This window comes from Algoriphagus sp. NBT04N3, assembly GCF_019443765.1.
GTDB classification, from domain to species: Bacteria; Bacteroidota; Bacteroidia; order Cytophagales; family Cyclobacteriaceae; genus Algoriphagus; species Algoriphagus ornithinivorans.
On record NZ_CP048415.1, the window covers coordinates 3063809 to 3090721 of the forward strand.

27 protein-coding genes and 1 tRNA gene are annotated in these 26913 nt (G+C 39.7%); 7 read left to right on the top strand and 21 right to left on the bottom strand.

Translation table 11 applies throughout. The features are described from left to right. Positions 1-12: 12 nt before the first annotated feature. Complete coding sequence (locus GYM62_RS13185; protein WP_091648804.1) at positions 13-237, bottom strand: DUF3820 family protein; 225 nt, start codon at positions 235-237, stop codon at positions 13-15. A 303-nt stretch (positions 238-540) separates the two neighbouring features. On the opposite strand from GYM62_RS13185, the gene GYM62_RS13190 reads away from it, so the two are divergent. Beyond that, positions 541-2757 carry a carbohydrate binding family 9 domain-containing protein gene (locus GYM62_RS13190; protein ID WP_219956768.1) on the top strand — a complete coding sequence of 739 codons (2217 nt, stop codon included), beginning with the start codon at positions 541-543 and terminating at the stop codon, positions 2755-2757. Positions 2758-2792: 35 nt separating this feature from the next. On the opposite strand, the gene GYM62_RS13195 is transcribed toward GYM62_RS13190, so the two are convergent. From GYM62_RS13195 to GYM62_RS13245, 11 genes are all read right to left on the bottom strand, one after another. Beyond that, complete coding sequence (locus GYM62_RS13195) at positions 2793-3740, bottom strand: HipA domain-containing protein (protein ID WP_219956769.1); 948 nt, start codon at positions 3738-3740, stop codon at positions 2793-2795. After that, positions 3737-4051 (bottom strand): HipA N-terminal domain-containing protein, encoded by a 315-nt coding sequence (locus GYM62_RS13200; RefSeq protein WP_219956770.1) that lies wholly within the window; start codon positions 4049-4051, stop codon positions 3737-3739. Before GYM62_RS13200 ends, GYM62_RS13195 begins: the two co-directional genes overlap by 4 nt. After that, positions 4023-4262: a helix-turn-helix transcriptional regulator gene (locus GYM62_RS13205; protein ID WP_219956771.1), complete on the bottom strand. Its 240-nt coding sequence runs from the start codon at positions 4260-4262 to the stop codon at positions 4023-4025. Before GYM62_RS13205 ends, GYM62_RS13200 begins: the two co-directional genes overlap by 29 nt. A gap of 288 nt (positions 4263-4550) precedes the next feature. Then, positions 4551-4638, bottom strand: a tRNA-Ser gene (locus tag GYM62_RS13210). A gap of 95 nt (positions 4639-4733) precedes the next feature. Further along, positions 4734-5801 carry an asparaginase gene (locus GYM62_RS13215; protein ID WP_091648789.1) on the bottom strand — a complete coding sequence of 356 codons (1068 nt, stop codon included), beginning with the start codon at positions 5799-5801 and terminating at the stop codon, positions 4734-4736. Then, on the bottom strand, positions 5791-6573 hold the full coding sequence (locus GYM62_RS13220; RefSeq protein WP_219959466.1) for a TatD family hydrolase: 783 nt from the start codon (positions 6571-6573) through the stop codon (positions 5791-5793). Before GYM62_RS13220 ends, GYM62_RS13215 begins: the two co-directional genes overlap by 11 nt. After that, on the bottom strand, positions 6570-7673 hold the full coding sequence (locus GYM62_RS13225) for a glycosyltransferase (RefSeq protein ID WP_219956772.1): 1104 nt from the start codon (positions 7671-7673) through the stop codon (positions 6570-6572). Before GYM62_RS13225 ends, GYM62_RS13220 begins: the two co-directional genes overlap by 4 nt. Then, positions 7674-8297 (bottom strand): polysaccharide deacetylase family protein, encoded by a 624-nt coding sequence (locus tag GYM62_RS13230; RefSeq protein WP_219956773.1) that lies wholly within the window; start codon positions 8295-8297, stop codon positions 7674-7676. It abuts the gene before it with no gap. Beyond that, positions 8297-9520, bottom strand: coding sequence for a PP2C family protein-serine/threonine phosphatase (locus GYM62_RS13235; protein ID WP_255590381.1), 1224 nt, complete (start codon positions 9518-9520; stop codon positions 8297-8299). The genes GYM62_RS13230 and GYM62_RS13235 overlap by 1 nt, the downstream gene beginning before the upstream one ends. After that, positions 9510-9761, bottom strand: a complete 252-nt coding sequence (locus tag GYM62_RS13240; protein WP_144603790.1) for a hypothetical protein — start codon at positions 9759-9761, stop codon at positions 9510-9512. The genes GYM62_RS13235 and GYM62_RS13240 overlap by 11 nt, the downstream gene beginning before the upstream one ends. Before the next feature lie 6 nt (positions 9762-9767). Next, positions 9768-10889, bottom strand: a complete 1122-nt coding sequence (locus GYM62_RS13245; RefSeq protein ID WP_219956774.1) for a glycosyltransferase — start codon at positions 10887-10889, stop codon at positions 9768-9770. A gap of 21 nt (positions 10890-10910) precedes the next feature. On the opposite strand from GYM62_RS13245, the gene ruvC reads away from it, so the two are divergent. Further along, complete coding sequence (gene ruvC, locus GYM62_RS13250; protein ID WP_219956775.1) at positions 10911-11486, top strand: crossover junction endodeoxyribonuclease RuvC; 576 nt, start codon at positions 10911-10913, stop codon at positions 11484-11486. A 16-nt stretch (positions 11487-11502) separates the two neighbouring features. On the opposite strand, the gene GYM62_RS13255 is transcribed toward ruvC, so the two are convergent. Further along, positions 11503-12063 carry a porin family protein gene (locus GYM62_RS13255; RefSeq protein WP_219956776.1) on the bottom strand — a complete coding sequence of 187 codons (561 nt, stop codon included), beginning with the start codon at positions 12061-12063 and terminating at the stop codon, positions 11503-11505. Positions 12064-12147: 84 nt separating this feature from the next. On the opposite strand from GYM62_RS13255, the gene GYM62_RS13260 reads away from it, so the two are divergent. The 3 genes from GYM62_RS13260 to GYM62_RS13270 all read left to right on the top strand — a co-directional run bounded on the left by GYM62_RS13260 (position 12148) and on the right by GYM62_RS13270 (position 15170). Next, on the top strand, positions 12148-12711 hold the full coding sequence (locus tag GYM62_RS13260) for a Crp/Fnr family transcriptional regulator (protein WP_091648766.1): 564 nt from the start codon (positions 12148-12150) through the stop codon (positions 12709-12711). Positions 12712-12783: 72 nt separating this feature from the next. Then, positions 12784-14079 carry a parallel beta-helix domain-containing protein gene (locus GYM62_RS13265; protein ID WP_219956777.1) on the top strand — a complete coding sequence of 432 codons (1296 nt, stop codon included), beginning with the start codon at positions 12784-12786 and terminating at the stop codon, positions 14077-14079. A 2-nt stretch (positions 14080-14081) separates the two neighbouring features. Continuing rightward, positions 14082-15170, top strand: a complete 1089-nt coding sequence (locus GYM62_RS13270) for an SO2930 family diheme c-type cytochrome (RefSeq protein WP_219956778.1) — start codon at positions 14082-14084, stop codon at positions 15168-15170. 48 nt (positions 15171-15218) lie between these two features. Here the strand turns inward: GYM62_RS13270 and GYM62_RS13275 are convergent, their stop codons facing one another. The 7 genes from GYM62_RS13275 to GYM62_RS13305 all read right to left on the bottom strand — a co-directional run bounded on the left by GYM62_RS13275 (position 15219) and on the right by GYM62_RS13305 (position 22411). Continuing rightward, positions 15219-15797 (bottom strand): porin family protein, encoded by a 579-nt coding sequence (locus GYM62_RS13275; RefSeq protein WP_091648755.1) that lies wholly within the window; start codon positions 15795-15797, stop codon positions 15219-15221. 70 nt (positions 15798-15867) lie between these two features. Further along, a complete protein-coding gene (locus GYM62_RS13280; protein WP_219956779.1) occupies positions 15868-16938 on the bottom strand; it encodes an alanine racemase in 1071 nt (356 codons plus the stop codon). Between the two features lies 1 nt (position 16939). Further along, positions 16940-17380, bottom strand: coding sequence for a GNAT family N-acetyltransferase (locus GYM62_RS13285; RefSeq protein WP_144603797.1), 441 nt, complete (start codon positions 17378-17380; stop codon positions 16940-16942). Position 17381: 1 nt separating this feature from the next. Beyond that, positions 17382-18812 carry a sodium:solute symporter gene (locus GYM62_RS13290; RefSeq protein WP_219956780.1) on the bottom strand — a complete coding sequence of 477 codons (1431 nt, stop codon included), beginning with the start codon at positions 18810-18812 and terminating at the stop codon, positions 17382-17384. A gap of 196 nt (positions 18813-19008) precedes the next feature. Further along, positions 19009-19758, bottom strand: a complete 750-nt coding sequence (locus GYM62_RS13295; RefSeq protein ID WP_091648745.1) for a succinate dehydrogenase/fumarate reductase iron-sulfur subunit — start codon at positions 19756-19758, stop codon at positions 19009-19011. A 23-nt stretch (positions 19759-19781) separates the two neighbouring features. Then, positions 19782-21716: a fumarate reductase/succinate dehydrogenase flavoprotein subunit gene (locus tag GYM62_RS13300; protein WP_091648743.1), complete on the bottom strand. Its 1935-nt coding sequence runs from the start codon at positions 21714-21716 to the stop codon at positions 19782-19784. A gap of 14 nt (positions 21717-21730) precedes the next feature. Continuing rightward, complete coding sequence (locus GYM62_RS13305; RefSeq protein WP_219956781.1) at positions 21731-22411, bottom strand: succinate dehydrogenase cytochrome b subunit; 681 nt, start codon at positions 22409-22411, stop codon at positions 21731-21733. 320 nt (positions 22412-22731) lie between these two features. Between GYM62_RS13305 and GYM62_RS13310 the strand changes: the two genes are divergently transcribed. Both GYM62_RS13310 and GYM62_RS13315 read left to right on the top strand, forming a co-directional pair. Beyond that, positions 22732-25506, top strand: a complete 2775-nt coding sequence (locus GYM62_RS13310) for a gliding motility-associated C-terminal domain-containing protein (RefSeq protein WP_219956782.1) — start codon at positions 22732-22734, stop codon at positions 25504-25506. Further along, a complete protein-coding gene (locus tag GYM62_RS13315; RefSeq protein ID WP_219956783.1) occupies positions 25503-25925 on the top strand; it encodes a thiol-disulfide oxidoreductase DCC family protein in 423 nt (140 codons plus the stop codon). Before GYM62_RS13310 ends, GYM62_RS13315 begins: the two co-directional genes overlap by 4 nt. Here the strand turns inward: GYM62_RS13315 and GYM62_RS13320 are convergent. Then, positions 25922-26881: a sodium-dependent bicarbonate transport family permease gene (locus tag GYM62_RS13320; RefSeq protein WP_219956784.1), complete on the bottom strand. Its 960-nt coding sequence runs from the start codon at positions 26879-26881 to the stop codon at positions 25922-25924. The genes GYM62_RS13315 and GYM62_RS13320 overlap by 4 nt on opposite strands. Between the last annotated feature and the right edge of the window lie 32 nt (positions 26882-26913).

Here is a 26913-nt window from a genome sequence, read left to right on the forward strand (position 1 = left end):
TTTTGGGCAGGTTTATTTTTGAGGGTACTTCCTTTTTAGATCACTTAAAATTTGCTCCAGCCCATTCAATCTGATTTCATAGAGGGTATGTAACCACATTCCCAATTTTCCCTCAGGAAACCCCTGTCCATGCATCCAGACCAAGTAATGTTCTGGCACATCACAAAGAAGACGGCCCTTATATTTTCCAAAAGGCATTCTCTTGGTCACTAAATCAATCAGTATTTCTGGGTTCATCCAATAAAACTAAGTGGAAGAAAGAGAATAGGTGGAAATGAGAAGTAAATATTTTCTTCCTTGATGCATTTTTTTTAAAGTCAAATTCCCTTTGAAAATGAGGTTTGTGCTTATACCCTACTCAATCACAGCTGGAATAAGCTTGCTTTTTTAAAGTTTAAAACTTCAGCTATGATTTAAAAATAACATATCAGTCCCAAGTTTGGTCAATAATAATATTCAATAACACCCAAGCTATAGACAAGAAAGTACCGCTGATATAAATAAGATTCTCCCCCCAAATAAGCGGCCGTACTTTGCACTATGCTAAGAAAAATTCTATTTATTTTAGTTTTTAGTTTGAGTATAGACGGTCTTTCTGCTCAGAATATTGTGTTCAAAAGGGTTGAACAACCTATACAAATTGACGGGGATATTGATGAGGCGTGGATCCTAGCGGACTCTGCTTACAATTGGATGCAATATTTCCCTTTCGACTCTTCTTTAGCGGTTAATCAATCGGTAGCCAAAGTTCTTTTCGATGATAAAAATATCTATGTACTAGGAATACTTTACAGCAACAACCAGGACAGAAAGTATGTCACCCCTTCCTTAAGACGAGACTTTCGGGGAGCTGCAAATGATAATTTTACAGTCATTTTTGACACATTTCAAGATAGAACCAATGCATTTACTTTTGGTATCAATCCTTTTGGCGTAAGAAGGGAAGGTTTAGTCGCAAATGGAGGAACTGGTGAGAGTTCTTTTTCACTCGATTGGGATAATGTATGGAAAGGTGAAGCAAAACAATATAGAGGCTATTGGGTAGCGGAAATGGCAATTCCGCTGAATTCCCTACGATTCAATGAGGGACAGAAGGAGTGGAATATAAATTTTTATCGAATTGACAGTGAAAGTGCCGAAAGGTCAACTTGGGCACCAATTTCCAGAAACTTCACGCTCTTTAATCTAGCAGTATTGCGTGTTGCACAATGGGAAGAACCCACCAAGAAATCAGGAAAAAACCTTTCATTTATCCCCTATATATCAGGCAACTCCAGTAAGAATTTTGAAAATAAGACTGATGCTGTAACGGGCTTCAACGCAGGATTTGATATCAAATATGGCATCACTCCCGGGTTGAATCTTGACTTAACTGTAAACCCGGATTTCTCCCAGGTTGAAGTTGATCAGCAAGTCACCAATTTGGATAGATTCGAGATTTTCTTTCCTGAAAGAAGACAGTTTTTTCTGGAAAATGCAGACTTATTTTCGAATTATGGAAATAGAGGTACCCGACCTTTTTTTAGCAGAAGAATTGGTGTATCCAGAGATGAAAGCACCGGACAGAACATTCAATCTCCCATTCCTTTTGGAGCCAGAATCAGTGGAAAGGCCAATGACAATCTCCGCGTAGGAATTCTGAGCATGCAGGTCTCTGATGATCAAGCTGCAAGCTTGCCATCCTATAATTATTCTATGGTTTCTTTACAGCAAAAGGTATTTACCAGATCCAATATCTCAGCCTTCCTTGTCAATAAGCAAACTTTCCAGAGTCGCGAAAAATATGCTGACAGTTTGTATAATGCCTATGACAGGACCTTTGGGGTGGATTATAATTTAGCTTCAGCAGATAACCGAATTACCGGGAAGTTCTTTTATCATCAGAATATCAATGAAGTAGCAAAAGACAGTGCCTTCGCAATGGGTGTGGAACTTGAATATAATGTCCCAAAATGGTCTTTGGAAATGCGATCTCAATCCGTTGGCACCAATTATGCACCGGAGGTAGGTTTTGTTCGGAGAACGGACATCCGACAATTAGCTATGACTTATCGCCGAAGCTTCTTCCCTTCTACTGGAGGAGTTCAGCGACACGGACCAGGATTCGATTTTGATGTAGTCGGCAATAAGACCTATGGATTTTTGGACTGGGATGTCAATTTATTATATGACATCAATTGGAAATCCTCAGCGCGGTTTTCATTGCGGGCGCGAAGACAATACACCTATCTCTTCAGAGGCTTTGATCCCAGTGGATCAGATGGGCTCGCTTTACCGGCCAATACCGAATACACCAATAACTTGATCATTGCACGGTACAGTTCTGATGAAAGAAAAATCATTTCTTTCAATCTCGGTACTCGATCCGGCGAATATTTCAATGGAACGAGAATCAACTTGGAGGGGAGCGTTCAGTGGAGATATCAACCTTTGGGCTTTACCAGTTTGGATTTCGAGTTCAACAGAATCAGACTTCCCAAACCCTACAATGATTCCAATCTTTTCCTGATAGGTCCAAGGTTCGATTTTACATTCAGTAAGCAGCTTTTTTGGACCACTTTTGTCCAATATAACAGCCAAATCGAGAATGTAAATATCAATTCCCGATTGCAATGGCGCTTTGCTCCCGTGTCGGATATTTTCTTGGTTTACACGGACAATTATTTGGCAGAAATGAACCCTGATGGATTTATTCAGTTTGGAAGCTCCAAGTCAAGAGCCTTAGTATTTAAAATGACTTATTGGTTGAATCTTTGATTCAAACTGCAAAAAATAAAAGCTAGCCATTTAAATCATAATTTCAATCCCAGTCGACCCGCCCTTTCTTGAATTAAATAAGAGAATTCCAACTTAGTGTTTTTGGTCAAAAAACTTTTGTCGATTATCTCGGACCAACTTTGAATCCCACTTTCGACTCTGCCCCAAAGATTTTCGATTGCTTTGGCAGGAATGCTGGATTTTGACATGGCACTATTAAAATCCTCCCTGGATAGTTTTCTCTTCTTACCATTAAGATTCAATGCTAACTCCTCCGGATCGTCTTTTATCAATAAGCTCGTGGAAATCATATCATAAGCTGGAGATAATTGATATTCACCATTTTTAAATGCTATCAAAGAAAAATTCTTAAAGTGCATGTCATTATTTCCTATCAAAAATGAGACGATAACCTGTTGATAAAATTTCACTACTTCCAATAATGGGTTATGACTAAAGTTGATAATGGCTTTTGCAATCTGCTCATAGGAGCCCCTGTATTTATGTTCGGTAAGTCTTCCTGTAAATTGACAGGCATCCTCCATTGGAAACTTCTTATTGGTTGGACTTCTATCTATTCGCTTTGTGAGGTAGGCTAATTCACCACCTAGCAGAGGTATTAGCAAAAAGGGAACTGTTTCTATTCCAGCCTCTTTGGCCATCAGCATCGATAAAGCCTCGATTTCCGGCATTTGAGGATAAAGATCAAATGGAGGCTTTAATATGTATTTTCCATTCAAGGCTCCAACAATCGTCAATCTCTTCTCTTTTTTTTCTTCGATAAAACCCAGTGATAGTTTAGGCTGAACTCCTGTCACAATTATCCTCTGAGAAATGTTTTCTCTTGCAAGTTCTTTAATATTTGCCAAGTCCAGATTAAGACTTAAAACAGGTTTATCTTCCTTCCAAAAATCTTTGAGGCACTTTTGATGATATTGAGATTCTCCATTCAATGCCCGATTACATGCAAGACAAAAATTCATATTTCAATCACACTAATATTCCCAATACAATCCCTGCAAGTTTTTAATAACAAACCCATTCTATCTCTTGGATTCAATTTCCAATTTTGATGTGCAACATCCAATAACCATCCTTCAGGAATCAGTCCGTCAAAAAAAGGAAATAAAGTTTCTGATTTATATGATTCTGTTTGCAATGGCAATGTCAGCGAAACTGGCAATGGGTTATTTGATTTAAGGTACTTGTCTGAATAGGTAAATGTATACCCATCTTCACCTTCTTCCAGAATTCCTGCCAAATGATTAGCTACCCAAATTTCTCCTTGTCTCATCACTTATTTCAATTGGAGTTAATGTGTGACCAAAAAACAATAAAACCTGATTGATTTTATCCGCCATTAGATTTGGTTTCCCTTGTTCTAATTCTCTTATAAACCGTATTCCCACACCAGAAATATCAGCTAGTTCCAATTGAGTTAGCCCAGCTTCCTTTCTTCTCCTTCGAACAAATTCTGATATGGCATTATTTCTATTCCAAGTCATATATTTATACCCTTATGGGTACAATTTAAAGAAATAATATCAAATTACACCTAAAAGGGTATAATTATCCAAAAATAACGCTTATAATACCCTTACGGGTATAATTTTAATTCAACTTTCTATTACTCCATTTAAGTATAGTTTCTACTCATTGCCTTCAAAATGAGATGGAGTACTATCCTGGAAAATTTATTCTGAGGCTCTTTTTAAAAAAACGGAAGACTTCGCAACTGGTTAAATTAAAAAACCCTAACCATCTAAAATTCTGATAGTTAGGGCTTTAACTTGCAGAGAGGAAGGGATTCGAACCCTCGATACCCTTTAGGGGTATACACGCTTTCCAGGCGTGCTCCTTCAACCACTCGGACACCTCTCTAGGTTGATTATCCCGATCTTTTTCTGAATCGGAGTGCAAAGAAAAAAATTATTCCCCCCGATTCCAAATTTACCTTAAAAATTGCAGCATTTTTATCAGCCTGTCATTTCCCCTGCCAAAGGGATGGTCAACTTCCTTCTAATTTCTTCAGTGGATTTTTCCTGCCCCAATAAGAACATCAATTTAGTAATCGCAGCCTCGGTAGTCATATCTGCACCACTCACTACACCCACATTCAATAACTCCTTCGATGTCTCATAGCGCCCTTGAATGACTCGACCACCATTGCATTGGGATACATTTAAAATGATCAGGCCTTTTTTGATTGCCCGCTCTAAAGATTTCATAAACCAAGCCTCACTCGGACTGTTTCCAGACCCATAGGTTTCCAAAACAACACCTTTCAGCCCTTCTATATCAAAGCATGCATCCATTACTTTTTCTGTGATTCCCGGAAAAAGCTTAAGGATCATCACTCGGTTATCCAAATCATTCAGATTCACTAATTTTCGATGAGACTCATAAGGTCTAATCGCTGCCGTATTATAATCGATGACAATCCCGGATTCGGCTAAATTTGGATAATTTTCAGACTCAAAGGCATCAAAGTGTACACTCTGAACCTTCTTAGCTCTATTACCCCTAAGAAGCATGTGGTTAAAGAAAATACAAACCTCAGGAACGATAGGATAATCATCAATTTTGGCAGTAGCAATTTCCAAACTGGTCATCAAGTTTTCCCTTGCATCAGACCGCATTGCTGAAATAGGCAACTGAGCTCCGGTAAAAATTACAGGCTTGTTCAGTCCATGAAGCATATAGCTAAGCATAGATGCAGAATAGGCCATTGTATCTGTTCCGTGCAATACGACAAAGCCATCGTAGCTATCATAGTTTTCTGTAATGATATAAGCCATATCCTTCCAATGATGCATAGATACATTGGAGGAATCAATGGGCTCCGGAAAAGAAATCACCGTGATGGCAATATCCATATTGGAAAGAATTGGGATTTTTTCCAGAATCTGACCAAAATTAAAAGGCACCAGCGAACCACTTTCATCATAAGCCATCCCCAAGGTACCACCCGTGTAGATGATCAAGACGGAGGAAGTTCTACTGGACTTTATCCGTGTATTGAGTCGAACTATCTTATAATTCATAGCTAAATTCCTTAAATAAGCGAAGGGCATTCTGTTTGGTTTTTAATGCCACTTCTTCCTTGCTAAGCTCCAACAAATCCCCTACTCGCTCTGCGATATAAGGCAAATAGGCAGGTGTATTTCTCTTTCCCCGAAAAGGAACCGGAGCCAAGTAAGGCGCATCCGTTTCCAAAACCAGATTTTCAATGGCGATATGAGGCAAAACTTGATCCAAGCCTCCATTCTTATAGGTACTTACTCCTCCTATTCCCAGCAAAAAACCCATTTCGATAATCTGATTGGCCTGTACTAAGTTCCCGGTAAAGCAATGAAATATCCCTTTCAATTTCCCATCATGTTCTTCCCGAACAATCTCTATGGTCTCATCCATTGACTCTCTACAATGCAAAACTATAGGAAGCTCCTTTTCTTTAGCCCAGGCTATTTGAATTCGAAGCGCTTCTTTTTGCTGCTCGAAATAGGTCTTGTCCCAATACAAATCCAATCCAATCTCTCCTACCGCTGCAAATGGCCTTTTGTCTAACCATCTCTTCATCTCTTCCAATTGGCTCAAAAAATCTTCTTTGACATCACAGGGATGCAAACCCATCATGGGTATACATATTCCGGGATAACGCTTTTCGCATTCCAGCATTCTATCTATGGTGGATACATCCACATTAGGCATATAGATTTTCTCCACACCATTATTTCGAATTTCTTCGATAACAGCGTCTAAGTCAGTATCAAACTTGGTAGAATAAATATGGGCGTGAGTATCAATCAGGTTCATCGGTATTTTCTTGATTTCCATTTTACAGGAGAAGGCCAAAAGTAATAAAGAATTGTCAGGAGGGAGATAGGAAAAAAGTAAAAATCAAAGCTTAATAGCTTCCAAAATGAAAGCTTACGTCCAGCTTTTTTTGCAAAAGTATGGTGAAACAAGGCCTGGAAAAAGGATTTCGCGCCTGCAACCAGCAAAATCCACCAACCTATGGAGCTGTATAAAAAGATGATGGCAGGAAAATAAAAAAACTGTAAGCCCAGGATCACTTTCCAAAACCACGGCAATGTCATCACTCCAGACATCCAGCGCTTTCTTTGGGCTAAGAGCGTCACCAAACTTGATTCCGCTTTGGTAAAGGCCAAAGTATTTGGACTTACCTCTGAAATCACCTCATAGCCCAACTTGCTGACTGCCTTACTGATTTCAAGATCTTCTGTTAATGAGAAAGGTATTTCCAAAAATCCTCCACTTTCTTGGTAGGCAGAAGCTTTGATAGCCATATTATTTCCCAGGCCAGTGGTGGATAATTTGATATCAGAGGCAACTTTGACAAAGCCCTGAGTATTCCACCAATCAATTTCCTGAAAAAACGAAGCTATCCCAGCCCCAGCTACTTGGGTGATTCCTAGGGCTATTCCTGTTTTTTCTTGAAAAGAAGAGATCATTCCCTTTATCCATTCGGGATTGACCCTACAGTCAGCATCTGTGAATAGAAAATAATCACCTTCTGCTTTTTGGGCTAAAAGCCCAAGTGCAAAAGCTTTTGGATTGGTTTGAATAAATGTTGCCTCTTGAACGGTGAAGAAGGAAGCATTTTTCTTTTTTTGACACCAAGAGTCTAATAACTGAGGCGTCTGATCAATGCTCTGATCATCTGCAAATAAAAATTCAACTCGGTCTTCTGGATAATCCAACAAATCAAAAGATGCTAATAATTGGGGTAAATGCTGTTCCTCATTTCGTGCTGCAACAAGAATAGAAACTTTTGGAAATTCCTTTATCCTGTGAATGTCTCCAAAGGATTTCCAATAGTGATTGATCCGAATGATCACCACTATAAATTGATGAATTAAAAAACTGGAAATTAGGGCAGCAACTAAGAGCATTTAGAGAGAGGCTGTTTCCCAGCCTTGATCCAGCACATAATCTAAAAAATCCGGAAGGAAAGCAGGCAAAACTTGCTGAGTTTTTTCTTGATCGTGAAATAATACGATAGACCCCGGTTCCGTATGCTTTTTAGATATAGATAAAATTTGAGATGCACTCAACTTAGGATCATAATCAGCCGAAAGCACATCCCACATGACGATTTGGTGGGTTTGAGAAACTTTTCGGGCTTGGGTATTAGTCATCCAACCATACGGAGGCCTGAATAAACCAACCTTGACCCCTAGGCGATTTTCCAAGATTTCATCGCATTTCTGAACATTCTCCAGATAAGTTTCAGAAGTATATTTGATTCCAAAAAGATGATTAAAGGTGTGATTTCCTATCCCATGTCCTTCCTGAATGAGATTAGTTGCCAGCTCCGTATGCTTTTTTACATTATCTCCAACCACGAAAAAAGTGGCTTTTTGTCCTCTTTTTGCCAGCTCATTCAACACAAAATCCGTAACCCCGGGAACTGGTCCATCGTCAAAAGTCAAATAGACTTGGGGAGTATCCTTCTTCCAAATCCTTTTAGGAAAAAGTATTGGAGCAAGTTTGGGAGTTTTGTGAAACCAAGGCATTATTTGAAACGCAAACTGAACAATGTCAAATCATCCCTCAATGGAACTTCTCCGGTAAAAGCCTTCAAAACGTCTAGAAACTTTTCATGAAAATCTCCAGGATCAATGCACAAATGATCCTTCACAAAACCCGACAATCTATCTTCTCCAAACTCTCTTTCTTCTTCGTCCAAGGTTTCTGTCAAACCATCTGTATAGAGGTGCAGTGTAAAGTCAGCCGACAAGTCTCTATTGCCGATTTCCAAAAATGGCAGCTCCTCAAAAGCCCCTAAGATAGTAGTGCCAGCCTCCAGTAATTCGATTTCATTTTCATCCTCCCTACATAAAATCGGAGGATTGTGTCCTGCATTGACATATTCCAACTTTCGGGTTTTACGGTTGAATTTCCCCAAAAAGAAAGTGATAAATCGCTCCCCATGGGTATTGTCAAAGAGGGTATAATTCAACTGCTTGACAATCGTTGGCAAATTGGCATCACTTCTTAGAAGAGTTCGCAAGGCAGCCTGGAAATTAGACATCAATAAAGCGGCTGCAATTCCTTTCCCCGATACATCCGCGATACAGAAATAGGAAATATCCTCAGACTGCTGAATAAAATCATAATAGTCGCCTCCCACCATACTGTGAGGGAAATAGGTCACTTTTGCCTTTAACCTTTCCTCATCGGGCAATTTTGAAGGAAAGAGCATTTGCTGAACCTTAGATGCAATGGAAATCTCCCGATTAAGAACTTCCTGCTGCAATTGCTTTCTTGCAAAACGCTTATTTTCCAAAGCCACCACCAGAATATTGGTCAGTGCTTGGGTAAAATTCAGATCCAGCTCCTCTTCCCTATCCTTTCTTCTCAGAAAAAGAATAGCCAGCATCTTTTCCTTATGATATACCGGAAGGTAGGTTTCCAATTCTTCAAAAGAGAATTCAGCATTGAGTTCTAAGCGCAGCTGACCAGATTTTTTTTCATCTTTAACCTGATCTCTCGGAATGTAGGCTGGCACTTTACCTTTTACTCCATGTGCGATCTTTTTTTCAAAACCATCTTCCTTCGAAACATAGAGAAGGAGAGATTTTATATTCAGGTGAACCAAGCAGGTAAACTTAAATATATCTCCTAAAACCGCCTCAGACTGATTTTCATTGATCGCTTGAGTGATTTCTAAGAGCGCTTTAAGCTCCAGTTCTTTACGTTGATATTTATGATTTTCTGATAGCAATTTATAATGCATTATGGGCCATTAAGCCCTCTTTAGTAGCCAAGTACAGCAATTCCGATCCTTCTTTCACTACATCTACTTGATCAAATCGTTCCTCATCCGGAGCGGATAAGCACTTAATGTAGCCCTTTTGATACAAGGATTGAAGCGTTTTTAGGATCAATTCATCCTCCCAACCTGTAGATTCCTGCAAATAACTGAATGGCTGCACAAAGTACAGCTCATCCAACAAATCAAATTCCTCTTCGCTCATGATTATTCAAGCCAAACTTTTCTTTATGATCTTTCTCCCTTTCCAGTATCCCTTCCCCCTTAAACTTTTCATTCCAACTAATAAGACATAAAAAGGATGTGCAAAAGTGGTGAAAAGTATCCCTCTTTTCGAAATTGGGAGTTTAAAACTACTCAGGACTTTTCCCAAAGTCATCCATTCCGTGAAAAATTTGATAGTCCAGACTCCAAGAACTAACAAAATCCCTGTCCAGCCCTCACCAAATAAAATCAAAGAGCTTAGCCATACCAACTGAATAATAAAAGGAATTAAACTGGCTACACTGTGAGAAAAAGACTGATGTTTATCCCATTTAGAGGCCCATCTGGCTCTTTGATTAAATAATTTTTCCCAGCTTTTCTCAGCTTTAGTCGAAACCAAGCTTTCAGGATTTTTCAAATAGATACAGGAGTCTGGCCCAAACTTACCATGTATCTTTTTCAACAAAAACTCATCATCGCCGGAAAGGTAATTTTCATTCCCCACATACCCATCCACTGCTAAAAAGGCGGATTTTCTAAAAGCTAAGTTTGCAGCACTGCACATCAAGGGGTTTTGAGTCTCAAAAGAATAATGAGTCAGCAAAGCGATACTTGCCCAATCCAACTTCTGAAATTCATTCAAAAAACTATTTCCACCAAGCACCTGAACGGGTCCTGCTACGAGTTGGGTTTGGAGACTTGAAAAAGCGGAAGTGATGATTTCCACCCAATTTTCAGGAAAAACACAATCCGCATCTGTAGTAAGAATCAATTCACCCTGGGCCAAGTGAATTCCGGTACTTAGTGCCGCTTTTTTACCTTCTCCTTTTGAAGTTATCACTTGAACTCGATGATCTTCTCTGAAAGCCTCAAGCAGAATTTCAAAGGAATTATCCTCACTATGATCATTAATCATTAGAATTTCCAGATCGGGATAACTTAATTTTTTGAGTTGAAATATCAGAGAAGGCAGATTTTCTACTTCATTTCGGAAGGGAATTAAGAGGCTTACTAAAAAGCTTTTTGTATGAAGTCCGGCATAGTTCTGAGCTTGTCGCTCCCAATAGAACTTTAATCCCAGCAGCGTCAGGAAATAGAAACAAGCAAAAAGCAGATAAAAACTTAGCATCTTTTGGGCTAACTTGCGGATGTGAGTAAAGCAAGCAAAAAAGAATCAAAGGAAAAAATCATTTTGGGGATTGACCCTGGTACCAATGTCATGGGGTATGGGTTGATACTCACAGAAGGAAAGCAATATAAACTCCTGCAGTATGGCGTGATCCATCTTAAAAAGTACGAAACGCATGAGTTGAAACTTAAAAAGATTTTTGAAAGAATCACAGGGATCATTGATGAGTTTTTACCCGACACTGTCGCCCTAGAGGCCCCCTTTTACGGAGCAAACGTTCAATCCATGCTCAAATTAGGCAGAGCGCAAGGAGTGGCGATGGCGGCAGCTTTGGCTAGAGAAATTCCCATTACAGAATATTCTCCGAAAAAAGTCAAGCAATCGGTTACAGGAAATGGTAATGCCTCCAAAGAACAAGTAGCAGCTATGCTACAGACCCTTTTTAAATTGGAAGAATTACCGAAAATGTTGGATGCCACAGATGCTTTGGCCGTGGCTTTATGCCATCATTTTCATGAAGGACGGGTTCAGACAAGAGGCAGAAGTTCCGGTTGGAAGTCCTTTATTGAAGAAAATCCTGACAGGATTAAAAAATAGACAGCAGGGAAATTAATCAGTAGGTACTGTAAAGGTCAAATGAAACAGAAAGTTTCAAAACCTGATTTTTAACATTTCTACCATAATAATTCAAATTAGAAAATCCCATATCGTAACTGATTTGTAAATTCAACTTGGGCACTGGCGATGCGCTGATTCCTACTACTCCCGCAAAGTCATTTTGTTCCAAAACATTCATGTCAGTTTGCACATCTCCCGGCTCTTCTCTTTTTCTTGAGATTAATTTGCTGTACTGTGGCCCCGCAAAGACGTTCAAAACAGGGAATATGTAAAGCCTTACCAACAAAGGGAAATCTACATAATCCAAACTTTCAGTAACAACAGCTCCGGAGGGAATGGCATTAGTTTCAAAGCCTCTTTGGGAAAATTGCACTCCTGGCTCAATTGCTAAAGACTCGGTTCCTAAAGTGTAATACACCCCTCCATGAAAGCCTGGATTTGCTTTATAATTAGTATCTGAAAAATTGGAAGATGAAAAACCAGCTCTCAATCCAAATTGAGCATGGGAGGCTGAAATCAATCCAACCACAAAGAATAGCGTTAAAATCTTTCTCATATGTTCATTATGTTTTAAATTTCCATAAAACTAACTGAAGCACATTATTTAAAAGTATTTCGGTTGATTTTTTTAATTTGTGCTATGAAACAATCAACGGGCCTTTTTGAAAATATTACTACTGTCAGTGAAGCGACTAGAGTAGGTTTTATTTCAAAATTAGAAGAAATCAAAGCTGAAAAAGGTTTTAAGCTGGAACAAGAAGGTCATGTTAGTGGCTATTTATATTATATTTCTGAAGGCTCTGCAAGAAGCTATTATACCCGTGAAAACAGAGATATCACGGTTTCTTTCTCTTTGGAGGGAGAGTTTGTTACTGCTATGCACTCGTTTATCACGAGAAGTCCCAGCTACGAAACCATTGAAACTTTGGAAAAATCATTGCTGTACCGGATTTCACATCAAAATTTACAACAATGTTTTGTTGAATTTCCGGAAATGGAAAGGGCTTACAGGATCATATTAGAGAAATATTACATCGCGCTTGAGGAGCAATTAATCTTCTCCAAATTTAAATCTGCGAAGGATCGATATCTGGAATTGATGGATAAAAAGCCTAAGATTATACAGAAGGCTTCAGTGGGGCAAATCGCCTCTTTTCTGGATATGACTATTGAAACACTCAGTAGAATACGAGCCAGAATTTGAAATTTTGACTTTTATCAAGGTCTAAAAATCAGGGATAGGTTAATTTTGATATAACCCAGAATTAGCCTACACATGAGAAAAATTGCCTTTCCCCCAGCTCTATTAGTTTTTTTTCTATTACTGATTGGATGCTCGGATTCCAACCATGAGCAACTTTTTGATTCTTCCAAACTTCCCAAAAAAAGTATAGAAGAAGTAGAGCATATTATTGAAGCTTTTATTATGGCTGAGGATAGTTCTGTGATTGAGATCCCAGAAGGTTTTTATGAGTTGAATACCCAGCTAATCTTGGATAATAAATCCAATGTCACCATTAAGGGAGCCGGAATGATGAAAACAGTCCTTTCTTTTAGAGGCCTTAAAACCGGTGGAGAGGGTGTAAAAATTGTTGGGAATAATATCAAAATAGAGGATTTAACTATAGAAGATGCTCCCGGAGATGGGATTAAAGCACAGCACACGGATGGCATAGTATTTCGGAAAATCAACGTTACATGGACGAATGGGGATAAGTCAAAAAATGGAACTTATGGGATCTATCCAGTGCAGTGTAAAAATGTAGTCATTGATGATTGCGTCGCATCTCATTCCAAGGATGCAGGGATATATGTTGGTCAGTCAGAAAATATTATTGTCAAAAACTCCTTGGCCTTCGGAAATGTCGCTGGAATAGAAATTGAAAATTCTGATAATGCTGAGGTTTTTAATAATGTTGCCAGAAATAATTCTGGCGGCATTTTGGTCTTCAATCTTCCTGGCCTACCTAAATCGGACGGAAAAGGAACCAAAATTTACAACAACCAAATTCTGGAGAATAATCATAAGAACTTTGCTACACCTATAGGAGAAGGACCAAACGGAAATACCGTAACCATGATCCCTCCTGGTTCAGGCATTGTGTTGCTAGCCGCCAAGGATGTGGAAGTTTTTGGTAATAAAATCCTTAGGAACAAAACCGCCGGAATAGCCATAGCCAGCTATCAAATTACTGGTTTTCCTACAGATGCCCCCAACTGGTCTCCGTATACCAGCAATATTTACGTTCATGACAATGAATATGACAGAAGTAAGGGATTCCCCGATTTGACAAGGGAATTAGGTCAATTGGTCAGTTTGTATAATGCCCACGGTAAAGCTAAAACTCAGGATATTATCTACGATGGTTTTTGGGATCAGAACCTTTCCAAGACTATAGAAAACAACCCCATGAAGATTTGTATTGATGAAGCCAAAATGTCTGAACTTTTCTTCACACTTTTTGACCTGTCAGGAGGAAAAGAGGAAGTAAAATCCAGTAAAAACTACCAGCCATTTACTAATTGCACTGTTTCTGTTGCAACTGATATTTCAGTAATTCAAAGCTTATAAACATGATCTTGAATAAGTTCACTTCTTGGATCACTTTTGGAATTCTTCTATTGGCTATCTTTTCCTGCAAAAAAGAGACACCGGAGCAGGCAGTAGCTAAACTTCCCGTTGAAGAAGAAAATGCGGACGGAAATTTACCTTACAAGTGGTTATCTACCTATAGCTTTTTTGAAGGTGAGCTAAACAAATTACACCAAAATTCAGAGCTTTTAGAGTACTCTCCTGCATCTTCCCTATTTACTGATTATGCATTCAAGTCTCGTTTTGTATCCATTCCTAAGGATAGTATCGCTGAAATCATTGATGGAGAAATCAATTTTCCAGAGGGAACCATATTCATCAAAAACTTCTATTATCCGGAAGATTTCAGGAAACCAGAGGACAAAAAAAGAATTATTGAGACTAGACTTTTGATCTTGGGAAGTTCGGGCTGGGAAGCTTATCCTTATATCTGGAATGAAGCCCAAACAGATGCTCAGCTCAAGGTGGTTGGTGGACAAACAAAGGTAAAATTCACAAATCTGGATGGGAAAGAACAGGTAATTGACTATTTAATCCCCAATAAGAATCAGTGTAAATCCTGTCATAATAAGAATGAGCAGATGGCTCCTATTGGAGCGCAAATTAAACATCTCAATTGGGAAAAAACTGAGGGAGCAAGTCCTAAAAATCAATTAATTGTTTGGCAGGAAAAAGGAAAATTAAACGGATTTGAAAGTCCCTTAAGCCATCCTAGTCTGATTAATTACGAGGATAAAAATCAAACCCTTAACCTGAGGGCAAGAGCTTATTTGGATATTAACTGCGCTCATTGTCACAATGCAGAAGGACCAGCCAGTACTTCAGGGTTATTTTTAGATTATGAAGAAACAGACCCTTTAAAATTGGGGCTGAATAAAACTCCAGTAGCGGCAGGAAAAGGAGCGGGAAAATTCACTTATGATATTTTACCGGGGAAACCAGATGAATCCATTCTTTTACACAGGATGAAGAGTACTGAGGTGGGAGTTGCAATGCCTGAAATTGGAAGAACTACAGTCCATGAGGAAGGAATTCAGCTGATTAGGGAGTGGATTTTGTCTTTAAAGTAAAACCCCTCAATCTTCCGTAAGACTGAGGGGTTTTGCCATCTATTGTTTTTAAAGAGATATTCCCAAGGAAATTTTAAATCCTCTATTGTAAACATCTGCATCACTGTCCTTAAAAACCGGAGTCATCCCAAAATCATAAGAACCTTGAAGGTTTAAGCCCGAGGCAGGGTTGAAACCAATTCCAAAAACCAATCCAGTATCTAAATCTCTAACATTGGAAGTCTGAAGGGAAACCGTAGAACTCCCGAAATCCCCTTCAAATTTGGAATCCAGTAAAAATGAGACTTGAGGTCCTGCAAATATATTGAAGCTATCTCCGGCCTTTAAACGTAATAGCACCGGTACATCTACATAATTCAAAATTGCTCTGCTGTTCAATGCATCATTATTTTGCGTACCCTTCACAGAGTAAAATACACCTGGCTCCAAGCTTACAGGGCTATCCGGTAAGAAATTGGCATAAATCCCTGCATGGAATCCTGCTCTATTGGTGTAATCATTTTCTGAAACATCACTTCCTCCGAAGTTGAAGAAGTTAACACCTCCTCTGAAACCGATGCCAGACTGAGCTTGGACATTGCTTATCATCAATAAGCCAAACCCTAAAATCAATAGGTATTTTTTCATGATAAATAAAATAGTTGGTAAGCGGACGAAAGTCCAAAATTGATGCCAAATGGCCTAACCAGCTTTCTATTTATATGACGGTTTTATCCACGTAATTAGAATTCAAAATACCCAAAGCCCCCATGTATTTGAGGTCAAATGTCAATTCATCGCCTACGTGATACTTATTCGGGTTTTCTCCCAAATTAATGATAATCATATCTGAACTAGCGCCTAATATTTCTATGCTGGAATCCTTTGGCAATAGATACTTAGGGTCAACGTCAAGAAGTCCTACATCTACAATTGCCCTATATGAGGTCTGTCCGTAGAGGCTTTCATCAATTTCTGCCACCTCTCCCTGAGGATTGGCTGCAAGATTTCCAACTGGAAGTAAAGGTTTTTCCTGCATTTCGATGATCTCTGCATGCAGCTCAAATACATCACCATGCATCCCGTCGATTATTTTTTCTTCAAACAGATCCACTCCAAAAAATAGGGTCTCCCCTACTCTAAAGTGATTAATTCCCATTGGCAGTTGATGAGTCAGCATCAGAGGAATAGTCACAGAAGTGCCTGCCGAAACCCAAGGAATCTTTTTATTGAATTTCAGTTCGATGATTTGCTTGTACAAAGAAAGCTGTATCAACTTATCAGTTGAAGGCATTACTCCGTTGAGGCAATTGAGATTCGTGCCCAAACCTATGATTTCAATATTTGGGAGCTTAAAAACTTCCGAATAGAAATCAACCAACTGTTCTCCCATCACTCCTTCCCGCAGATCACCGGTTTCAACCATTATAATGATCTTATGCTTTTTATTTTGGAGCACAGCTTCTTCACTGATCCAATGAATTGTCTCCAATTCACTGTTGAGTGAGACATCTGCAAATTCTACCATTTTGCCCACATTCCTTTTGGAAACAGGCTTGATATAAACAGTCTGAACTTCTGGATTCAGCTTCTTGACCATCGCAAGATTGCTGATTCGGCTGTCATGAACTTCATCAACGCCAAGGTTGATCAATTCCTGCAAAAAAAGTCTATTACCGCATAGTAGCTTGGAGACTACTCCCCATGCGACGCCGCTTTCGTTAAATTTCTTTTTAAGGAACTCAAAGTTGTCTTTGAGCTTGGATTTATTTAATGTGAGATAAGCCATCTTACTTATTCAATCTCATTTCGAGGTATTTGTTTGTAAATCCTAGTCTTTCATACAATTTTTTCGCCGGATTATCTGGTTCTACGTGCAATGCAATTGCTCCATTTGCCATTTTGATAGCCATATCCATGATTTTTCCGCCAATCCCTTTTCCTCTTTGAGAAGCATCTACAGCGATATAAACCAGGATATTTTCAGGTATATAACCAGACATACCAGTCTTATTCATTACCAACGTTCCTACAATTTTCCCATTTTCACGGGCAATGACAACAAAGCCACCTGCATGAAGTCCCTGATCAAGTGCATAATCCAAGCACTTCATAATATCATCTTTAGGGTCTCCATATTTCCCCAAATGCTCAAACAGAAAATCTGCTATTTCATTTTTCTGAAGGAAAGTTGCATTATCAATTGCGGAGAGAGTTTCTAATTTTATCATATTATTTATTACTAGGGATAAAGATTTGATCAATTTTATAAATACTAATATAAGTAAATAAAGAGGCAGTTAAGCCAAATAAGTTGGCATCCAAACCAAATGGAAGCCCAACTTCCAAGAAGGTAAGGGTAGCTGTCAAGCCCCCTCCTATTATCATTGCAGCCACTGCAGCTTTTGAATTATCCTTTTTAAAGAATAGCCCAGCCACAACTGGTACAAGTAAACCAGACACCATAAAGGCATAGGAATAAAGCATCAAGCTGAGAACTTCTGTCATTTGCCAAGCTATGACAATAGCTACTATTCCAATTAACAGTGTCAACAACTGAGACACTCTCATTTCCAACTTATGGGACTTTCCTTTTAAATATTTGCCTAACAAATCTGTAGTCAAATTCCCGGATGCAGCCATCAAGCATGAATCAGCAGTAGAAAGGACTGCAGAAAAATATGCAGACATCATCAGCCCCAATATCCCAGCCGGCAAAATCTGGCTTAGCAAAACAGGTAGTCCCATCTCTGGATCCATGGCAGTAGTAAAACCTTCTAAAGCACCCTGCTCGACCGCGACTCTTGAAAGTAAACCCAAAGAAACTCCCATCAGCGCCATGATTGGCCATTCAAACAGTCCGGCAATAAACCATGCTCTTTTGGCTGTTTTGACATCTCTGGCTGCGAAAATCCTTTGATAGAGCGTCATTCCTACAAACCAAATTGGGATAATAGTAATTCCCCAATTGAATAAATCCTGCCAGGTTAAATTGGAAAAGGAGAAGAATTCAGCTGGTAAGGTGGACTGAATACCCTGCCATCCACCTACATAATGAAAGGACATGGGTATACCGATAAACATCAAGCCCAGCATTAAAATAATCCATTGGATAGTATCTGTGTAGATAACAGCTTTAAGCCCTCCCATCACGGTGTAAACAACTGCTATCACACCCATGATCAATAAAGCTGTTTGCAAATCCAAAGCCTCAAAAGTACCTGAAGCCAATTTTGCACCGGCTAATAATTGAGAAGAGGTAAATCCTAAATATCCAAAAAAACAGATCAAAGCTGCCACTCTTGCAGTGGTGGAATTATAGAGATATCCTACTATCTGAGGAAAGGTGAAAAATTTGGCAAATGCCGGGTCGGACTTTACTCTAGGAATTAAAATAACTGCTGCAAGCCAAGCTCCCAATAATCCTGTAAAAAGCATCCAGGAACCTGAAAGCCCCATTGCGAAACCTAAGCCTCCTAGTCCAATTGAAAATCCTCCACCTACATCAGTTGCTACAACTGATAATCCAATATGAAGACTACCTATACTCCTGCCTCCAACATAATAGTCCTCCTGTCCTGTGTTTTTTCTCATGAAAAAATAGCCCACACCTAGCATGGCGATCATGTATATCAGGAAGATCAAGAGATCTATGGAATGCATTATGTTTTTGGATTTGTATCAATTGATTTTAAAATATAATTTTTCAAAGTTAGCAAAAAAGCCTCTAATTTGAAATTTTATTGGGTTTTAATGTTAAAAATAACTTTTCAATCCTATTTCCACTTTAAAAAACACAAATTGAATGTATAGAAACAAAAAAGCCAGGCGGACCTGGCTCTTTTCGTTAATATGGATTTTAGACGTTTTCGCTACTCACTACTGCGGAGAAATACTCTCTATTCATTCTCGCAATATTGGTTAGGGAAATACCTTTAGGGCACTCCGCTGCGCAAGCACCTGTATTGGTACAAGCTCCGAATCCCTCGGCATCCATTTGAGCAATCATCTTTTCTGCTCTTTCTTTTCTTTCTACCTGCCCTTGTGGCAACATGGACAATTGAGAGATCTTTGCCGAAGTGAAAAGCATTGCTGAGGCATTTTTACAAGCTGCTACGCAAGCACCACAACCGATACAGGTTGCCGCATCAAACGCTTCATCTGCAATTTTCTTTGGGATAGGAATTTCGTTTGCATCAGGAACACCACCTGTGTTTACGGATACATAACCCCCGGCTTGAATAATTCTGTCAAATGAAGATCTGTCTACCACTAAATCTTTTACCACTGGGAAAGCCTTCGCTCTCCAAGGTTCAATGGTGATGGTCTCACCGTCGTTGAAAGATCTCATGTGCAACTGACAGGTAGTAGTTTGCTGAGGACCATGCGGCTTACCATTGATATACATGGAGCACATCCCACAGATACCTTCCCTGCAGTCATGATCAAAATGTACAGGATCTTCTCCTTTTTCAGTCAATTGTTCGTTGAGCACGTCCATCATTTCCAAGAAGGACATGTCTTTGGATATTCCCTCTACAGGGTAGGAGACAAACTTGCCTTGATCGGCATTGTTTTTCTGTCTCCAAACTTTTAATGTCAATTTCATACTACTATGAATTTTTGTCTTGATTATTTATATGAGCGCTGGGTCAACTTCACGTTTTCAAACTCCAATGGCTCTTTGTAGAGTTCTTCCTCCTGATTGTCACCTGTGTATTTCCAGGCAGCAACGTAAGCGAAGTTTTCATCATCTCTCAAAGCCTCTCCTTCCGGAGTTTGATATTCCTCTCTGAAGTGTCCTCCACAGGACTCATTTCTATTCAAAGCATCATCGATCATCAATTCTCCCAATTCAAGGAAGTCAGCTACTCTATGCGCTTTTTCCAAAGACTGATTAAGCTCTTCATTATCACCGAGGACTTTCACGTCTTTCCAGAATTCTGCTCTCAATGCTTTGATTTCAGCTTTAGCTTTTGACAAACCTTCAGCCGTTCTAGCCATTCCGCATTCATTCCACATGATTTTACCAAGTTTCTTATGGAAATAATCTACGGTTTTTGACCCTTTAATGCTCAAAAGCTTTTGGATTCTCTCCTTCACTTCTTTCGCGGTCTTTTCGAACTCCGGATGATTGGTATCCACTGGCTTTGGTCCGATTTGAGCTAGGTAGTCTCCCACAGTGTAAGGGATTACGAAATAACCATCGGCCAAACCTTGCATCAAAGCAGATGCTCCTAATCTATTCGCACCATGGTCAGAGAAGTTTGCCTCTCCCAATGCATACAAACCAGGCACAGTTGTCATCAAATTGTAATCTACCCAAAGCCCACCCATTGTGTAGTGAACAGCTGGATAAATCATCATAGGTACTTTGTATGGGTTTTCACCGGTGATTTGCTGATACATATCGAAAAGGTTACCATATTTTGCTCTGATCACCTCTTCTGTATCTCTTTTGATTGCATCTCTGAAATCCAAGAAAACCGCTTCACCAGTTTCATTCACACCTCTTCCTTCGTCGCAAACATATTTTGCATTTCTTGAAGCCACATCTCTTGGCACAAGGTTACCGAAAGAAGGATATTTTCTCTCCAAATAATAATCCCTTTCATTCTCAGGAATATCATTTGCTTTAATCTCACCTTTTCTCAGCTTTTCAGCCATTTCTTTGGAGGCAGGCACCCATACTCTACCATCATTTCTCAAAGATTCTGACATCAAAGTCAATTTAGACTGATGATCTCCAGAAACTGGAATACAGGTAGGGTGAATCTGAGTATAGCAAGGGTTCGCAAAATAAGCACCGCGCTTGTGAGCTCTCCAAGCCGCTGTTACATTGGAACCCATTGCATTGGTTGATAGGAAGAACACGTTTCCATATCCTCCTGTACAAAGCAATACTGCATGGGCAGCATGTGTTTCAATGGCGCCGGTAATAAGATTTCTGGTCACAATACCTTTGGCCTGACCATCGATCACCACCACGTCCATCATCTCGGTACGAGGATATAATTTTACTTTTCCGTTGGCAACTTGTCTACTCAAAGCTGAATAAGCTCCCAATAACAATTGCTGTCCGGTTTGACCACGGGCGTAGAAGGTTCTTGAAACCTGCGCTCCTCCGAAGGAACGGTTGGCCAAAAGACCTCCGTATTCACGTGCGAAAGGTACACCTTGTGCTACGCATTGGTCAATAATATTAACTGATACCTCCGCTAGGCGGTACACGTTTGCCTCTCTGGCACGGTAGTCTCCACCTTTTACGGTGTCATAAAATAATCTGAATACTGAGTCGCCGTCGTTTTGATAGTTTTTAGCAGCATTGATTCCGCCCTGAGCCGCAATAGAGTGCGCTCTTCTTGGACTATCCTGGAAACAAAAAGCCTTGACATTGTAACCCAACTCTGCCAGAGAAGCTGCCGCAGAAGCTCCTGCTAAACCTGTACCCACTACGATGACCTCGTACTTTCTCTTGTTTGCCGGATTGACCAGCTTGCTGTTAAACTTGTGCTTAGTCCATTTTTCTGCTAAAGGACCAGCAGGTATTTTGGAATCTAGTATCATACGGGACTATTAAATTAGCTAGTGAAATAGATATAAAGTGGCATGCTGGCAAATACCGCAGGAACCACCACACAATAAATCTTACCTACAGTTTCTATTGCAGGAGAATATTTTTTGTGACTTAAACCTAAAGTCTGGAATGCGCTTGCAAATCCATGCGATAAGTGAAAGCCAAGGAAACCCATTGCTATAACGTATCCTGCAACCAATAATTCATTCTGAAATGCGAAGGTTACTATACTGAAAAGGTCTTTGTACTCTTCCCCTTCATAGGTAACAGTTGGTACATTTCCCCAATGCATCTCATACCAAAAGCCCTGTAAATGGACTACCAAGAAAATCAAAATGATAGTACCCAAAATCCCCATATTTCTGGAGGACCAGGTTGAATTAGTAGAAGCTTTGGACACGGCGTAACCTACTGGTCTGGCTGCTTTATTCTGTCTAGTTAGCCAGATAGACCAAACTACGTGTCCAATGATAGAAATGTAGGTTAAATAAGAGAGGATCTTTACTGCCGGATTGGTAGTCATAAATTTGGCATAAATATTAAATGCCTGACCATCATCGCCTTTGAAAAGCAATAAATTTCCTGATACGTGCCCTGTCAAAAACAGGATGAGGAATAAACCGGTCAATCCCATGATCAATTTTCTTCCCAGTGTGCTACTTAAGGTTTTGGTAACCCAGCTCATACAATTTTTTTGAATTAGTTTAAAACGAATGTCTTATAATAACTGCTCCAAATTTACATGTGGAACAGCTAGTAAACAATCCATTCATAATCTCCGATCTTATTTTAAAAGGTTCTAAATAAAATCCTTGTTTAATCGTTTTAAATAGCCAGTCTATGAGTTCATTCAACAGGCTGTTTGATTTTATTGTTTGATTTTACGGAGAATTTCTACTTACTTCCCTTTATTTCGTAAGTATATTTCGAAGAATTGAACACGAGGAGTCAACTTTTCGTCTCTTCTAGTGTTTTTAAAATAAAATTGGATCAATCGGGAATACCATGAAGCTTAAACTTTCTCTCGGATTTTTATTCGTCTACTTCATTTTAGGCCTTGCTACTGTTTGGGCTACTCATATTCGTGCAGGAGAAATCATCGCCGAAAGAACTTCCGTTCAGACTTTAACTTACAGGATTACGGTAGTCGGATATACTGATACCCGATCCAATGTGGTAATCGGTCCGGGAACAATCAACTTTGGTGATGGAAGAGTAGAACAGCTCAATACCCAAAGTGACTTTTTTTTAGTAGAAAGTTTGGGAAATCAGATCGAAAAATACACGTTTGTTATCTCGCATACTTTTCAGGGACCTGGAGTTTACACAATCAGATTTCAGGAGTTCAATAGAAACGATCTAACCCTCAATATGGATAATTCGGTTGACACTCCTTTTTATGTAGAAACTCAGATTACCATAGACCCATTTATTGGAGTTAATAATTCCCCGGTACTAACCATTCCTCCGGTAGATAATGGTGCTGTGAATGTTAGATACATTCATAACCCAGGAGCTTTTGATCCAGATGGTGATAGCTTATCATATGAATTAGACATACCAAAGCAAGCTTTTCAAAGACCGGTAAATAATTACAGAAGCCCTGCAAGCAGTGAATTTAGCTTCAGCCAAGAAAATGGTGCTACTCCTGCTTTCCTAAGATTGGATCCTATTTTTGGAGATCTTATCTGGGATGCTCCAGGTACTGCTGGTCAGTTCAATGTCGCCTTTAGGATAGTAGAATGGCGAAAACTGGACGGCAAATGGACCCGCATTGGATATGTAGTCCGGGACATGCAGATCATTATTGAAAACTCCAATAATCGAAGACCAGAATTAATTTTACCACCGGATCTTTGCGTAGTAGCAGGAACCAATATTCAAGAAATAATTCAAGGTCAAGACCCTGATGGAGATCCTATCAAAATAGAAGTATTCGGGGAGCCCCTAGAAATATCCAATCCAGCAAATTATGCCCCTGTCTCCACCTTCCAACCAAGCCCTGGAATAGTCAATTTCAATTGGCAAACGGTCTGTAATCACGTTCGGGCAAGAGAGTATGATGTGAGAGTTCGAATCACAGATCAGCCAAGGTCCGGACCGGCATTGGTAGATGTCAAGACTTGGAGAATTAAAGTGATTGGACCACCTCCTGTTTGGGATGAATTGGAACAACTTCAGGGAAGGTCTGTAGAATTGAATTGGAATCCTTATGCTTGTGCCAATTCTGCTTCAGAAATGCAGATATGGAGAAGAATTAATTCTGACCCCTATGAGCCTGATAGTTGCGAAACAGGTATTCGACCAGGGTATGAGTTGATTGGTACTACCGACATGCAGACATTCAGCTTTACCGATTTGAACGGTGGTGAAGGCTTAGCTCCAGGCAATACATATTGCTACAGATTGGTAGCCGGATTCCCTGCCCCTAGATCAGGGGAAAGCATAGTATCTGATGAAATTTGTATCACGATTGACGTGGACGTTCCTATTATTACCAATGTAAGCGTAGAGGCAACAGATACTCAAGATGGGGAAATATTTATCAAATGGACTCCCCCTTATGATATAGATCAGACTCAATTCCCCGGACCTTATTCCTACGAATTGCTGAGAAGTGAAGGCTTTACAGGAAATCAAAACCGAACCAGTTTGGGCATTACCTCTGATACTTTATTTACTGATACAGGACTGAATACCGAGGATCTGGTATATAATTATCGAGTAGTATTACTTGACAATAACACCAAAATTGATACATCCTCCTCTGCATCTTCAGTGAGGCTAGAACCTACCATAATCAACGAAGCTATTGAGCTGAATTGGAGCTTTACTGTTCCCTGGAATAATTCTGTCAGCGAATTTAAACATGAGGTGTACCGAAATAGAACTGATGCAGATGCACAGGATACAGATACCTTTGAACTGATTGCTGAAGTTGATGTCACTACTTCGGGCTTTACTTTCCTGGATGATGGAAGCTTCAATGGAGTCCCTTTGGAAAAAGAATTGGAATACTGCTACTATGTCATCACCAAGGGGGCATATAATGTTGAGGGACTGGAGTATCCCTTGGAGAACAAGTCTCAAATCATCTGTGCAGAACCGGATGACAATAGGTTGCCTTGTCCACCTGTTTTGACATTTGAAGGGCCGGAATGTAGTGCTTACGTGGCGGAGCAACCGTGCAATTCCAACACCTATTTCCATGACTTAAGTTGGGAGCCTGATTTCTCAGGAGAGTGCGATGACGAGTTGGCAGGATATAGACTTTACTTCACACCAGATGGTGAAGAAGGCCAGTTTGAATTAGTAGCCCAACTATCTGCTATCCAGCTTTCCACGAGAATTAACAATCTGCCAAATTACAGAGGTTGCTACTACATTACTGCGATTGATAGATCCGGCAATGAAAGTGAGCCAAGTAATATAGTTTGTGTGGATAATTGTCCTAATTATGTCTTACCAAATGCATTTACACCTAATGGTGATGGCTTGAACGATACCTTCTCTGCTTTTGACAATCCATTCTCTCAATGTCCACGATTTGTGACTGGGGTAGAGATTATGATTGTCAATCGTTGGGGAGCTGAAGTATTTACTTACAATAGTCTGGAGTCCAACGAGAATGACATTTTCATTCGCTGGAATGGAAGAGACAAGAACGGAAATGATTTACCGGCTGGTACTTACTTCTATTCCGGCAAAGTATTCTTCGATGTATTAGACCCGAGCTTAAGAGAGCGAACACTCAAAGGAACCATTCAAATCCTTCGATGAGCCAAAGTAAATCCATCATCTTTTTTGATGGAGTCTGCAATCTCTGCAATGCTTCCATTGATTTTATAATCAGAAATGATAAAAATGATCAGTTTCTAGTGGGAGCATTGCAGGATGATTTTAGTAAAAAAATTCTTTCAAAATTTGATGTTAAAGAAGATTACCTAGACTCTTTGGTGCTGATCCAGGACTCAAAAGTTTTCTACCGAAGTACAGCTGCCTTAAAAATCTCCAAACATCTCGCTGGACTTTGGCCAATTTTTTATCCCTTACTTATTTTACCCAAATGGTTAAGAGACCCAGTTTATGATTGGATTGGGAAAAACAGGTATAAATGGTTTGGGAAAAAGAACACTTGCCGATTACCCAAACCGGAAGAAAGGGCAAAGTTTCTATCTCCGGAAAATAGCCCGATTTAGAAATACTGTATAATCATCCAGTAAACTGGCATTCCAAAGGTGATATTGAATGGGAATGTGATTGCCAATGCCATTGGGATATAAAGTCCTTCATCGGCTTCGGGGTTTGCTAATTTCATCGCAGCAGGAACCGCAATGTAGGATGCCGAAGCAGCCAAAATTGAGAAGATGAATCTATCACCAGATTCAGGGGCAATCCAATGACTGATAAAGGCCACGATACAACCATTGATTAGAGGAACTACAATAGCAAATACAGTAGAGAAGTAACCGTATTTAAAAAAGGATTTCAGCTTCCTACCACTGCTTATCCCCATATCCAATAAAAAGACAGCCAAGAAGCCTTTGAAAATATCTGTCACAAAGGGCTTAATTCCTTCTGCCTGCTTTTCATCCGCTATAAAACCAATTACCAAACTTCCTAAAATCAGGAGTACTGAAGCATTGGTCAAAGCATGCTTCACAATTTGTCTCATCCCTCCTTCCGGCTTGGAATCAGAGTATTTCCTCAATAAAATTACACCTGAAATAATTGCAGGAGCCTCCATTAAGGCCATTACGGCAACCATATGTCCTCCAAAAGAAGTGCCTTGTATATCCAAGAATGCAACTGCGGCGACAAATGTTACGGCTGAAATTGAGCCATAAGCTGCTGAGATTGCCGCAGCATTGGGTGTTCCCAATCTTTTTCTCAAAATAAAAAAGGTATAAAAAGGAACTCCCGCTGAAAGTGTCAGACCAAATAAAAGGGCCCAAACAATTGATATATCAAATTCACTGTGGGATAATTCCTGCCCTCCTTTGAAGCCGATGGACAACATCAGGTATAGCGCAATGAACTTGGCAGAGTTTGCGGGTATCTCCAGATCACTCTTGAATCGGACCGCTAAAATTCCCAACACGAAGAACAAAAGGCTCGGGTTGGTGAGATTATTAATCAATATCTGGAAATCCATGCTACAAAGATTCCAAAGAGAAAGATTAAAAA